This is a genomic window from Rhodococcus sp. 14C212 (genome assembly GCF_011058195.1).
GTDB classification, from domain to species: domain Bacteria; phylum Actinomycetota; class Actinomycetes; order Mycobacteriales; family Mycobacteriaceae; genus Rhodococcus; species Rhodococcus aetherivorans.
Map to the genome: position 1 here is coordinate 105,008 of NZ_JAALEH010000009.1, position 12,946 is coordinate 117,953.

8 protein-coding genes are annotated in these 12,946 nt (G+C 73.9%); 2 read left to right on the forward strand and 6 right to left on the reverse strand.

Translation table 11 applies throughout. From position 1 onward, the window contains the following. Positions 1–320 precede the first annotated feature (320 nt). From G6038_RS07085 to G6038_RS07105, 5 genes are all read right to left on the reverse strand, one after another. Entirely contained in the window at positions 321–4,472 is a 4,152-nt protein-coding gene (locus G6038_RS07085) for a TIGR02680 family protein (protein ID WP_165036938.1), read from the reverse strand. Beyond that, positions 4,469–5,833, reverse strand: coding sequence for a DUF2398 family protein (locus G6038_RS07090; protein ID WP_165036939.1), 1,365 nt, complete (start codon positions 5,831–5,833; stop codon positions 4,469–4,471). The genes G6038_RS07085 and G6038_RS07090 overlap by 4 nt, the downstream gene beginning before the upstream one ends. After that, positions 5,830–7,296, reverse strand: coding sequence for a TIGR02677 family protein (locus tag G6038_RS07095; protein WP_165036960.1), 1,467 nt, complete (start codon positions 7,294–7,296; stop codon positions 5,830–5,832). Before G6038_RS07095 ends, G6038_RS07090 begins: the two co-directional genes overlap by 4 nt. A gap of 184 nt (positions 7,297–7,480) precedes the next feature. Then, a complete protein-coding gene (locus G6038_RS07100; RefSeq protein ID WP_165036940.1) occupies positions 7,481–8,500 on the reverse strand; it encodes a hypothetical protein in 1,020 nt (339 codons plus the stop codon). A 518-nt stretch (positions 8,501–9,018) separates the two neighbouring features. Further along, entirely contained in the window at positions 9,019–9,624 is a 606-nt protein-coding gene (locus G6038_RS07105) for an XRE family transcriptional regulator (RefSeq protein ID WP_165036942.1), read from the reverse strand. A gap of 80 nt (positions 9,625–9,704) precedes the next feature. Between G6038_RS07105 and G6038_RS07110 the strand changes: the two genes are divergently transcribed. After that, positions 9,705–10,724, forward strand: a complete 1,020-nt coding sequence (locus tag G6038_RS07110; protein WP_206024363.1) for an NAD(P)/FAD-dependent oxidoreductase — start codon at positions 9,705–9,707, stop codon at positions 10,722–10,724. A 222-nt stretch (positions 10,725–10,946) separates the two neighbouring features. Further along, positions 10,947–12,011: a tyrosine-type recombinase/integrase gene (locus G6038_RS07115; RefSeq protein WP_206024395.1), complete on the forward strand. Its 1,065-nt coding sequence runs from the start codon at positions 10,947–10,949 to the stop codon at positions 12,009–12,011. Positions 12,012–12,017: 6 nt separating this feature from the next. On the opposite strand, the gene G6038_RS07120 is transcribed toward G6038_RS07115, so the two are convergent. Next, a partial coding sequence (locus G6038_RS07120; protein ID WP_165036945.1) for a hypothetical protein occupies positions 12,018–12,946 on the reverse strand: 929 nt, incomplete at its 5' end.

Sequence of the window (12,946 nt, forward strand, 5' to 3'; positions counted from 1 at the left end):
TCTTCTGCCCGACGCTCGCCCTTTCGTGCCTGGTCCAACTTCGAGTTCCGCGACAACCGGGGCCGCTGGCACGAGGTCGAACTGCTCGTGCTCAGCCGCGACACCCTCTACCTGATCGACCTCGAGTACTACCGGAGTCCGTGGAGAGGTCACCTACGAACTCGATCTGGTTCGAGAAAAATTGCTGTTCGGGGCCTGCACCCGCGCCCGCCAGGAGCTGCCGGTCACGTGGGTCGCGCGCCGAGTGCGCTGCTTCCACTCCCCGGGACCGAGAACGCCAGATGGCGGGAGACGGATCCGATTCCCGGACAGGTCCACCGTCAGACGAACTCGAGCGCCCCCTCCACCGGCGCCGGCACCCGCCGCGTGCCCGGCGACCCCAGGGCGGCGGCCAGATCCGACCCGTCGTGCTCGGCGAGCAACCCGGCCTCCGACCACACCAGCAGCGTCGCCCCGACCGTGTGCTCGGCCACCGAATGCGCCAGATCGTAGTGCGCGCACGCCGGCACCCCGGCATAGGTGATCCACAGGTCGTAGCCGGTCATGAACAGATCCAGGTCGAACTGCACGCTCAACCCGAGCAGCTCCGCGCGGCCGTTGTCGTCCACCCCGGCGAACGCCTCGTCCAGCGCCAGCAGCCGCGGCGCCTGCGGATCTGCCGAATCCAGCATCACGTGCGCGGCCGCGAACAACGGCAGATGCAGCGACACCGACTGCTCACCCCCCGACAACGCCGAATGCCGCGCCACCGTCAGCCGATCCTCCGTGCCGTCCGCCCCGAGCAACCCGAACGAGAACACCCGCCACCGCCGGTAATCCAGCGTCGTCGCCAGGATCTCCGGATACGACCGCTCCGGATGCGCCGCCCGCTCCGCCCGGATCCGCGCCGCGAAATGCGCCCGGACACTCGCCAGCTCCTCCGGTCCCAGCGCCGAGACCTCCCGGTCCAGCAGCCGGCACACCGCCCGCGCCTGATCGTCGAGATGATCGGCCAGCACCCACCGCACCCCCACCGTCGTGCCCGACGACATGCGCCGCTGCCGCATCTCCGCCGCCATCCGGGCGATGAGATCCCGCGCGTCCTCGGTGCGCTCGTGGATCTGCTGCGCCAGCCCCGCCAGCAGCGCATCCTCGAGGATGCGCCGCTCCGCGTCGGTCAGCAGCAGCTCCTGATCCCGCCGCGCCGCCGCGATCCGCACCGCGAACTCCGCCACCGACGAGAACCCCTGCTCGTCCTGCACCCGCACCACCGTCAACCCGTCCGGCGCGTCCCACTGCAGCCGGTAGTCCTGACCGGCCGCCGCGAGCTGCCCGTCGAACTCCTGCAACGCCGACGTCAACGCCGACCGGGCCGCCTTGCGGGCCCCGTCCCCGCCCTTGACCGTCGCCGTCGCCGCCGCCAGCGCCGCGTACAGCGCCCCCACCTCCGCGGGCACCGCAGGCACGTCCCCGTCGGCCCGGCCGAGCCGAGCCACCACCTGCTCCGGCGCCGGCCACGCCGCCGCCGACGGCCACCGCAGCTCCTCCGAGATCCCCAGCAGCGACAGCACATCCGGCCGCGCATACGGCGCCAGCTGTGCGGCGTCGGCCCGCGTCTCGGTCAGCGCCGACCGCAGCGCCTGCTCCGCCGCGACGTGCGCCGCCTCCGCCTTCCCGAGCCGCTCGACCGCGTCGTCGTGCGCGCGGCGCGCGGCGCGCTGCTCCACCCGCGCCGCCTCGATCCGCTCGCGCGCCTGCGCGAGCTGCGCGTCGATCTGCTGCGCGTCGGCGCCCAACGCCTCCCGCAGCGTCCCCAGCCGCTGCTGTTGCTGTGCCAGCGACTCCTCGGCCGTCACCGTCCGCTCGGCGGACTCCTCCGCCGCCAGCCGGGAGTCGTCGCGCCGCACCTGCGCCTCCCGCGCCCGCTCGGCCGCGGCGACATGCTCACGCCGGGCCCGCAGCACCGCCTGGCCCTGCGCCTCGAAGAACCGGATCGCCGCCGCCAGATGCTCGAGCTCGCGGGCCGTGTGCGGCGCCCGGTGCCGGGCCGCGACCGAGCGCACCCGCCGGTCCTTGACGGCGCACTCGGCGATCACCTGATCGAGGTCCCGGTCCGCCGCGGCCGCCGCCTCCCCGGCGGTGCGCAGCGCGCCCGCGCACTCGCTGACCTTCCGCAGCGCCGCCAGCACCGCGCCGGTGCGCGGCACCGCCGCCGCGGCCCGATCCAACTGCGCGAGCCGTCCGTCGAGCTCCGCCCGCTCCGCCTGCGCGCCCGCCATCCGGTTCTGCGCCGCGGCGATCTCCGCGTCGAGCTCGGTCACGCGCAGGCGACGGCGACGGGCCCGCGCGGTGGCCCCGATGTACTCGACCTCCGCCTTCGTGTGCCTGCCCAGCCGCACCCCCTGGCGGTAGCCGCCGCGCTCGTCGACGGCCGGGCCGGTCTCGTCCGTCACCGCATCCCGCACCGCGACGGACGCCAGCACCGCCCGCACCCGCTCGGCCGGCACCCCGGTGTCCGGCTCCACCACCAGCACGTCGGCCAGCGTCCGGCCGGTGGGCCGCTGCGCCGGCGGCACCGGCACCAGCACGGTCGCCCCCGCGGGCACGTCCCCCGCACCGCCGCACACCCAGCCCGTCAGCAGGTTCGCCGCCTCCAGCGCGGCCTCGAGGCCCGCGGCCGCCTCCGCGCTCACGTCGTCCGCGAACCGCACCAGCCGCCACAGCGGCGCTCCCGACGGGTCCGACGACCCGGTCGGCCGCGCCGGGAAGGACGGGGGAGCGTCGTCGCGCTCGGCCTCGACCATGTCCCGTTCGGCCCGCACCACCGCGATCCGCTCCTGTGCCTGCGTGATCTCCGCCTCCAGGCCGCGGCCGCGGAACCGCAACTCCTCGACCACCGGGGCCGTGCGCGCGGCCAGCGCCGCCGCCGGCGTCGCGGCCTCGTCGTCGCCGGTCGCCGCGATCGCCGCGGCCAGCGCCTCGACCAGCTCCTCCGGCACGCCGAGCGCCGACCACGTGTCCCGGTGAGCGACCCACCACTCCCGCAACAGGTTCGACGCCTCCGCGCGGGCCAGCTCCACCACCGCGTCCGCCGCGGCCACCGCCGCCCGGGCCGACTCGAGCTGCGCCCGGCCCCGCTCGGCGGCCGCCTCGGCCCGCGTCCGCGCCGCCGCGGCGCCCTCCGCGGCCACCACCGCCGCCCGCACCGCCCGCACATCCGCGGCCCGCTCCTCGGCGCACGCCGCCACCGTCGCCGCGATCTGCTCGCCGCGGGCGTCCTCGGCCGGCGGCGCCCACTCGACACCCGCGTCCCGCGCCGCCGCGACGAGCGCCTCCTCGGCGCGGCCCGCCGCCGCCGCCGCGTCCGTCGCCGCGGCCGCGGCCCGCCGCGCCTCCTCGTCGCGCTGCGCCAGCTCCGCCCTCGCGCGCTGCGCCTGCTCCGCCTGCCCGGCCGTGGTGCGCTCGAGGTCCGCCACCACCTGCGCCAGATCGTCGAGCTGCTGCTTACCCTCGTACGCGCTCGACCGCTGCAGCGCCTCGAGCGTCGCCCGGGCCTGCTCGAGGTCCCGCTCCGCGATCTCGAGCCGCTCGTGGGCCTGCGCCCGCTCCACGCCGGCCCGGTCGAACGCCGTCACCGACGCCGACCACTGCGCACTCCCGCCCTCGACCGCCGCCAACCGCACCCCGAGCCGGTCGACGTCGGCGCGGGCCTGCTGGCCCAGGTAGGTCGCATACACCGCGACGAACCGCTGCGCCGCTTCGTCCGCCGCCGCCAGCGACTCCAGCGCGCGGGAGACCTCCTCCATGTCGGCGAACGACCGCGCCGCCTCGAGTACCAGCTGCTCGTCCAGCGGCCGCAACCCGTCGGTCAGCGCCTGCGACAACCCCTTCGGATCCAGGTTCTTGGCCAGCTGCGGCCGGCGCAACGTCAGGATCAGGTTGATCAGCTGGTCGTAGCGCTCGATCCCGAGGCCGAACAACCGCGCATCGATCGCCGCCCGGTAGTCCACCGGCCGGTCCGTGACCGCGTCGGCCCCGACCTCCTCGATCAGCTGCCGCCGCGTCAGCGGACGATCGGCCGCATCCAGCAGCGAGAAGTCCACACCGACCCGGCCGTCGACGACGAAATACCACCGCGTGACCTTGTCGTTGCCGCGCGCCGCCCGCATCCCGACCCCCACGGTCACCGCCTCCGGATCGTCCCGGCGGCCGCGGCAGAACTCCATCCACACATACGAATACGCGCTGTCCTGCCCCTGGTACAGCAGGTTGGACCGCATCGTGCGCTCCTCGCCGGCGAACGGGTTCAACCGCCGCGGCTCGATACGCCCGTCGAACACGAACGGGAACAGCACCTCGAGCGCCTTGGTCTTGCCCGAGCCGTTGGGCCCGCGCAGCACCAGCCGGCCGTCCGCGAACGAGAATTCCTGGTCCCGGTAGTCCCACAGGTTGATGATCCCGGCACGTGTCGGCCGGAAACGGGCACTGCTCACGACATCTCCGCTTCGTTCGAATCCTCACCGGCCGGCGCGAGGCGCGGGTCGCGTTCGCGCACCGTCACCACCACCCCCCGGAACCGGGCCAGTGCCGGCAACGCCAGCACCCCACCCGGCACCCGTGCCACCAGCCTCTGCTGCTGCAACACCGTCACCGCCGCCTCCAGCAGGCCCGCCGTGTCGGCCTGCCACTGCGCGGCGAAGGTACGGCCGAACTCGTCGACCAGTTTCGCCGCCGTCTCCGCCAGCCAGCTGTCCTCGACCAGCGGATGCGCCGGCGCCGGCTGCTGCGCCGGTGTCGTGTCCGCCGGCCCGGCGCCGGTGTCGCCGGCCAGCGACGCGAACACCCCGGCCGCCGGAATCGCCGCGTCCAGTCCCGCCTCGAGCTCCGCCTCCGCCGGCCTCGGCAACCGCACCGGCACCGACTCCGGATCCGACACCCGCGCGCAGATCTCCCCGGCCAGCAACAACGCCACCTGCGGAACCGTGCCCACCCCGGGGAACCGCAGATCCGACATCCGGCCCGACGAATCCACCAGCGCGACGCCCTCCGCGCGCCGCTCGGCCACCAGCCCCGTCAGCAGCTCGATCCCCGCGGTCGTGCGCGGCAGCGCCAGCTGCAGCCGCGCGTCGTCGTCGAGGTCCTCGGCGTACACCACCGGTCGCTGCACCAGCGCCCGGCGCACCCGCCGCGCCACCTCGGTGGTGTCCGCGTTCCGGTCCCCGCCGCTGCGGTCACCGGTGGCGAGCAGGCCCCGCACCGAGCGCAGGTGCTGAAGCGCGCGCGGCGGCCGGAACAGCGCCGCCACCACGGGCCGGTCGATGTCGTAGAGCGCCTCACCCCGGTCCGGATCCGACACCCAGCCGCCGGCGTCGCCGTCCGCCAGCGCGATCGCCCCCCGCGCAGCCAGCCACGCCACCGCGTCGACGAACGCGTCCCGGTCGGTCGCCCGCTCGGTGGCCAGCTCCACCCCGGGCACCCGGCCGGCCTCGGAGGCGACCTGCTCGGCCAGTTCCGACAGCGTGATCTGCCCGCCGGCGCGTCCCAGCGCCGCCAGCGCCAGCGCCAGATATGCGTACCGGCGACGGTCGAAGGGCCGGTCGGTGACCGTGCGCGCCCCGCCCCCGGGATCGAGCCGGTCCGCGACGGTGAACAACCGCGCGGTCGTCTCGGTCACCTCCAGCCGGTATCCGAACAACTCGAGCAGGTCCTCCCGCAGCTCCGTCGCCCACCGGCGCAGCAGCGGCAGCGCGGCCCGGTCCGGGTACTGCGCGGTCACCAGATGGTGCGACAGGATCAGCCGCGCCGCCCGCTGGTACGAATCCCGGTCGAGCGGCGAGATCCGCCGGGCCCTCACTGCACGCTCACCCGCAGCCCGTCCAGATGCAGCCGGCCCCGCGCCGTGCGTACCACCGTGCCCTCCGCGGCCGGGCTCAACGTCAGCCGAACCCCGTTCTGCGTGCCCGTCGCCCCCGGCACGGTGCCGCTGACCGGAACCCGCGCCGACAGCGCCGCGTCGAGCAGGCTCAGCAGCACCTCGGTCTCCGGCTCGGACAACTCCCGCTCGTCCACGCCGCCCGCCGCCAGGGACCGCGCCGCCTCGGCCCGCGCCCGCTGCGCCGCCAGCTGCCGCTCCCGCAGCCGCCGGATCCCGGATTCGTTGCGCTGCACCCGCGCCGGCGCACCCGCCGACGGGGTGCGCCCGGTCTCGGCCAGCGTCCGGGCGATCGGCACGGGTGGCGCGTCCCACCACGACGTCGTCACCGGGACCGTCTCCGGGTCGGGATGCACGGCCGAGAAGTGCCGCGGGCGACCCAGGTCGAACACCGCCCCGAACAGCGCGTGCGCCGACTCCTCACTCGGCGCGGCCGCGAACCAGCCGGCCAGGTGCCGCAGCTGCGACTCGCGGCTCACCCCGCCGCGCCGGGTCTCCGTCACCCGGCGCAGCAGCGCCAGCACCGCCGCGATCGCGCTCATCGTGCCCTCCCGCAACCGCTCCGACTCGCTGGGCCCGTCCCCGGCGCCGACGAACCACCGCTCGAGGCCGCGCCATCGGGCTCGCCAGTCCGCCTGCCGTTCGGGCGCGGGCAGCAGCACCCGCTCGTCGTGCGCGGCGGCGAGCCCCAGCATGCGGTCGATCCCCGTCTCCCGCACCCGGGCCAGCGCGGCCGCCAGCTTCGGCGCGTAGCGGGCCAGGTCCGTGCTGAACTCGCGCATGTGCGCCAGCACCGCATCCTTGTGCGCCAGGAACGACTCGGGCGTGACCTCGGTGGTGCGCACCAGGTCGCCGAGCATCAGATAGAACCCCGCGGCCCGCTCGGCCATGTCCGACAACGTCGCGTCCAGCCGCGACAGCTTGCGATAGATGAGCTCCCCGTCCCCGGCCGCGTTCGCCGCCGCCAGCTTGGTCAGATCGGCCAGCAGATCCGCCAGCGCGAGACGCGACAGCGACGCGTCCTCGCCGCGCGCCCGCAGCACATCCTCCACGGCCCGGAAGGCGTGATAACCGGCCCGGCCGAACTGATACACGTAGTGCCGGTTGCGGTACTCGGCCAGCGACGCCGCCCGGGTGCCGTCGTAGCTGCGCTCGAGCACACCCCAGGCGTGCAGCTGCTCGAGCAGCGGTGCGACGTCCCGGGCCGACAGCGCCGCCGCCGGATCCGTCGAGTCGGTCCGCTCGAGGATCGCCGCGACCTCGGCGGCGTGCAGCAGCACCACGTAGTTGGCGCGGGCGAGGTCGAAAGCACGGAGCACCCAGAGGTATTCGGCCCGCTTCTCGGCGGTCGCGAACGAGAACAACCGGAGCCGGTCGTGCTGCACCCCGGGCCCCGGGTCGGTGTGCCCGGCGGGCGGCTGCGTTTCGTTCACCGTGACAGGGTAGGCGGGGGCGGCCCACGTGCCACGCAACCCCCGGTGCCGTGCGTGCCACACCCGGGGCGGGAGGCGCTGCCCGTGCCACCGTGGGCCTCCGGCCGTCGCCGGGGTCGGGAACCTCGCCGCTCGGTCAGCTCTCGGCCGGCGTCGTCTCCGTCGGGTCCGCCTCGCGGCGGGCCTCAGTCGCCGCGGCGTGTGCCGCGGTGAGGTCGCCCCGGAGCCGGTCCCGCTCGCCGCGCAGGTCGACGATCTCGGCCCGTAGTTCGTCGCCTCGGTCGCGGGCCGCGGTCTCGGCGGCCTGCGCGGCGGCCGCCGCGATGCGGGCCTCCTCGAGGGCGCCGCGCAGTTCCTCGACGCGGACGCGTTCCGCGGTGAGATCGGTGTCGAGCCGGGCGGTGGCCGCGGCGGCCGTGGTCGCCTCCTTCTCCGCGGCGGCGCGGGTGTGCGCCAGATCGTCACGCAGGGTCGCGAGCTCCGATTCGAGCCGGGCGAGCTGCTGTTGCTGGGTGGTGACGGTCGACCGGTACTCGGCGATCTCCGCGGCATGCGCGGCCGCGGTGGCATCGATGCGTTCCTGCCAGGTGCGCAGGGTGTCCGCGTGCTCCTGGGCCGCTCGTGTCGACTCGTCGCGATGCGCGGTCTCCAGGTCCCGGATCCGGGTGTCGTGTGCCGCGCGGGCGTCCGCCAGCTCCCGGTCGACGGCCTCGACGGCGGCCTCCGCGTTGTCGCGGTCCTCGGCTGCCTGGGCGAGTTGCTCGCGCAGGCGGGCGGTCCTGGCGTCCGCGTCCGCCTTCGCCTTCGCCAGTTCCGTGGTGGCCCGGTTCATCTGCGCCTCGAGCGCGTCCGGGTCGGTGAGCTTGTCGACGGCCGCGGTGATCTGCGCGGCGACGGCGTTGTACTGCTCGAGCGACGTCGCGGCCAGGGTGCGGAGCGTGGAGACGGCGGACGCCAGGTTGGTGGCTGCTTCGGCCGGGCCCGGGGGAGTGGTCAGCTCGGCCAGTGAGGCCGCCTCCCTCTTCTGTCGTTCCCGTTCTCGGTAGGCCCGGACCCGGTCTGCGGCGGACGCGTACTTCCGCGGTCGTCCCGGCTTCGGGCGCTCGTCGGGCATGCGCTGGTCGGGCAGGGATTCGCCGGTGCTCGCTTCGCTCACGGAGTCCTCGTCTCGGGCAGTGGTTGCAGCCATATCTATCAGGTGGGGGGAGGGGCCAAAAGACGGTGGTGGAATCGGGTGGCTACGGAATGCAGAAATTTACCGAACACTCCCTCCCGATCGCTTGAACCGGCTCGCCACCACACGAGAAGAGACGCCTTCCGCTCGGCCCTCGCGGGCCCGATACCGGGCTCCGGAGCGCCCCTCCGGGCCGAATGTACGTATCTGAACACGAAATGAATTATGAAACGAAATGATTTTAATTCAGAAACGCCAGTTCAGTGGCGGAGTGTCGCAGTGCGAAACTCGAAACGTTACGGACAAGCGGTCCCTCGATGAGCGGAGTGCGCATAGGTACGCATACATGCATGGATCGAGGCTGATCGTCATAACTCCCCCTTATGGTGAGTCAGGGGGCGCCGGGGCGCGAAAAGTGGGGAGGGTGCCGCGACGGACTCGACGGGGACCCGTCGGCCCTTCCGTACCCACCGCCGGGGCGGGGTGCGCCGGGTGCCCGGCTACGAATCAGGCTGGTGCGGAACCGTTTTCGAGGCCGGTCGGGCACGAAGGTGTGCCCGTTCGCCCTGCTTGCCGAACAGGCTGAGGAACTCGACCGGTTCGGCATCGGCGGCGCCGAACCAATGCGGCACGCGAGTGTCGAACTCGGCCGCCTCCCCGGGCACGAGAACCAGGTCGTGCTCACCCAGGACGAGTCGCAGCCGCCCGTTGAGGACGTAGAGCCACTCGTAGCCCTCATGGGTCTGGGGATCCGGTTCCCCGCGGCTGCTGTCGGCAGGGATCACCAGCTTGTACGCCTGGATGCCGCCGGCGCGCCGGGTGAGCGGCACCATGGTCATGCCGTGACGAGTAATCGGACGCAGATGAATGCGCGGGTCGCCGGTCGGTGGGGCGCCCACCAGCTCGTCGAGCGTCACCCCGTGCACGCGGGCCAAGGGCAGCAGCAGCTCGAGCGTCGGTCGGCGGGCTCCGGACTCGAGCCGGGACAAGGTGCTCACCGAAATGCCCGTCGCCGCCGAGAGATCGGCCAACGTGGTCTCGCGCTTCCGCCGCAGCGCGCGAAGCCGGGGCCCGACCGTCTCGAGCGCTCGGTCGAGGTCGTCCATGCCGCACAGTTTGCCATATCGGCAAACAACGTTGCAGGTCCTTCCCGTCGGATCGCATAGTCGTCGTGGAGGTGATCGAGATGAGCGATCTGCTCGGACACGAATACGACGTGGTGGTGATCGGCGGCGGAGCTGCCGGGCTGAATGCGGGGCTGATGCTCGCCCGGGCGCGGCGGTCGGTGGTCGTCATCGACGCGGGCGCCCCACGCAACGCGCCGGCTGCGGGCGTGCACGGATTGTTGGCCCGGGACGGGATCCCGCCGGCCGAACTGCTCGACCGCGGCCGAGACGAGGTCCGCGGCCACGGCGGTGACGTGGTGCACGCGGACGTGACCGCCGTGACCCGCCGCGAGAGCGGGTTCGAGGTGACCCTGTCCGACGGCCGGGTGACCCGCGCCCGCCGGCTGCTGGTGACCACCGGGCTGGTCGACGAGCTTCCCGACGTGCCCGGGCTGCGGGCACGTTGGGGGCGAGACGTGCTGCATTGCCCGTACTGCCACGGCTGGGAGGTCCGCGACCGGGCCATCGGTGTGCTGGCGAGCGGACCCATGTCGGTGCACCAGGCCCTGCTGTTCCGGCAGTGGAGCGCCGACGTGACGTTCTTCACCCACACCGCGCCGGCGCCCACCGCCGAGCAGGCGGAGCAACTGGTCGCCCGGGGCGTCCGGGTGGTCGACGGCGAAGTGGCCGCCGTGGAGATCGTCGACGACCGCCTCGCCGGGGTACGGCTGAGCAACGGCAGGACGATCGCCCGGGAGGCGCTGGTGGTCGCGCCGCGGATGGTGGCGCGCGCCGGTTTCCTCGCGGCGCTCGGACTGCACCCCGTGGAGCATCCGGCAGGGGTCGGAGAGCACATTCCCGCGGATGCGACCGGCCGCACCGACGTGCCCGGAGTGTGGGCCGCGGGGAACGTCACCGATCCGGCCGCCCAAGTGGGCGCAGCCGCCGCGGCGGGCGCGGCCGCCGCGGCCCAGATCAACGCCGACCTGGTCGCCGAGGAGACCCGTCGGGCAGTCGACGCCTACCGGGATCGGTTCCCGGCCGCGTCGGAAGCGCGCGTGTGCGAACCGGCAGCGGGTGACCGCCGCTGCGGCGTGTGAACCGCGACGGACCGGCCCCGCGCGCGGCGCGCCCGGCTCGGACGCGCCGCGCTGATCGGCGGCACCGAGGGGTTTCCGGCCGAGGCGCGTATCGTCCGTTCCGCGAAGACGGTCGACTCGGGCATGAGGAGTGGTGTCACCGTGACGAATCAGTTGCCGGGCAACGAATCCCTCGAGGCGTCGATCAGCGCGGCGGTACTTCCCGCCGGGGTGGAGGAGGCGATGCGCCGACTCCGGGCCAAGGCCGCATCGGACAACACCCGAGCTGCCTTGACCAGCGACTGGAGCAAGTTCGCCCGATGGTGCGACGCCGTCGGCCACGTGCCGCTGCCGGCGGCCCCCGAACTCGTGGGCTGGTATCTGACCGAGAAGGCGGGCGAGCTTCGACCCGACGGGCGCTGGGCCTACGCCCCGTCGACCCTCGCGCGGTGGGTCGCGACGATCAACAAGGTGCACGCCCTGGCGGGACTGCCGAAACCGGGACACCACGAGGCGGTGCGCGACGTGGTGCGCGGCGTCCGGCGGACCCGTGCGACACCTCCGGCACGCCGCACCCCACTGCTCACCGACGACATCCGTGCGATCGTCGGAGCGATGCGCGCCGCCGCCATCACGGGGGAATGGCCGGATCGCGTCGCCGAGCGCCGCGACTCCGCCCTGCTGCTGCTCGGACTGGCCGGCGCGATGCGGCGGTCGGAGCTGTCCGCACTCACCACCTCCGACGTCGTCGCTCATCGGTCCGACGGGCTGTACGTGACGATCCGCCGATCGAAGGCGGACCGGGACGCGCACGGACGAACCGTCACGCTTCCGTACGGCCGCGATCCGCGGACCTGTCCGGTGTGCGCGTACCGGCGATGGCGTGAGGTGCTCGACGCGTGGGACGCGGACGGTGGGGCAGCGGTGCGGGCACTGTTGACCGACGAGCGTGCGACCGGCGACGAGCATTGCTGCCGCGGTGTGGCGCCGGGGGAGGGGAGTGCGGAACGGCCCCTGTTCCGCACGATCCACCGCACCGGTGCCGTCGGGAGCGGCGCCCTGAGCGGGCAGTCGGTGCACTCGATGATCCAGCGGCGGGCGCGGCAGGCCGGGTTCGCCGCCGAGGTGGTCGCCATGCTCGGCGGGCACAGCCTGCGCGCCGGGTTCGTCACCCAGGCCGTCCGCAACGGGGCCACGACCCAGACGATCATGACGCAGACGGGGCACTCCGACGAGCGGATGGTGGCGCTCTACAGCCGTCAGCACGCCGGACTCGTCGGCAATGCCGTCACCGCGCTGGGCCTTTGACCGCGGTCAGGTGCGACCGACGGGTCGACGCCACGCGCTCTGGTCGGCGGTGAGCGCCGCCAGCAGGTGTTCGGCGGCGTTCAGGTTGCGGAACGGTCCGGCCAGCAGGTCGGCATAGACCTGGGACGGTGCCGCGAAGCGCAGGCCGTCGCGCCGCTGCATCCGCTCGAACACCACCGACGACCACGGGGTGGCCACCACGACGTCGGCTCCGCGATCGACCGGCCGCAGACCGAGGGCCTGGGCGAGCGCGTCCGGGTCGTCGGCGTACACCTCGAGGATCTCGGCGGCCGCGTAGTCGGTGGCGCCGAGACCGGTGATCGCGTAGCTCAGGTCGAGCGGTTCGGAGAGATCGGCCCGTACGGTGCCGACCCCGTCGGGTGCGGCGAATCCCCTTGTGGTGCAGGGTTTGCGGTCCGCTGCCCAGGCCCGCAGCATCTTCTCCCAGTGCACCATGGTGATCGGGCCGCGTGGAATGCGGCGGATCAACTCCCGTTCCCCGAGTACCTCGACGACGCGGTAGGTGGCGCCGGTGGAGGCGCCCGACAGCTTGATCAGCTCCGGCACGGACATCTCGCCGGTGAAGTCGGCGAGCGCCCGGACAACCCGCTCGGACGGTTCACCGGTGAGCACACCCGACGGCCGGCCGGGCCCGCGCCACGGGTCGGCGTCGGCGCCCCGGTTGCGCACCCAGATCGCCGGCCGGGACGCGACGAGCGTGAGATTCCCGGTCGCGTCGGAGTACGAGATGCCGTGCTGGTCGAGTTGGCGCCGCACTGGATCGGAGAGGTAGTGCGCGCACACGAATCCCCGGTCGGACTCGGACAGTTCGGCGGCGATGCGCGCGACGTCCCCGCTGAGCACTCCGCGGGACGCGATGACGGCGTACGACACCGACTCGCCGTCGGGCGCGGTCACGAGGATGCGCTCGGGGG

What these genes read in the sequence shown, in the direction of transcription:
- G6038_RS07115 (WP_206024395.1), top strand. Translation starts at nt 10,947, where the DNA reads ATGCGCCGACTCCGGGCCAAGGCCGCATCGGACAACACCCGAGCTGCC.
- G6038_RS07110 (WP_206024363.1), top strand. Translation starts at nt 9,705, where the DNA reads ATGAGCGATCTGCTCGGACACGAATACGACGTGGTGGTGATCGGCGGC.
- G6038_RS07105 (WP_165036942.1), bottom strand. Translation starts at nt 9,624, where the DNA reads ATGGACGACCTCGACCGAGCGCTCGAGACGGTCGGGCCCCGGCTTCGC.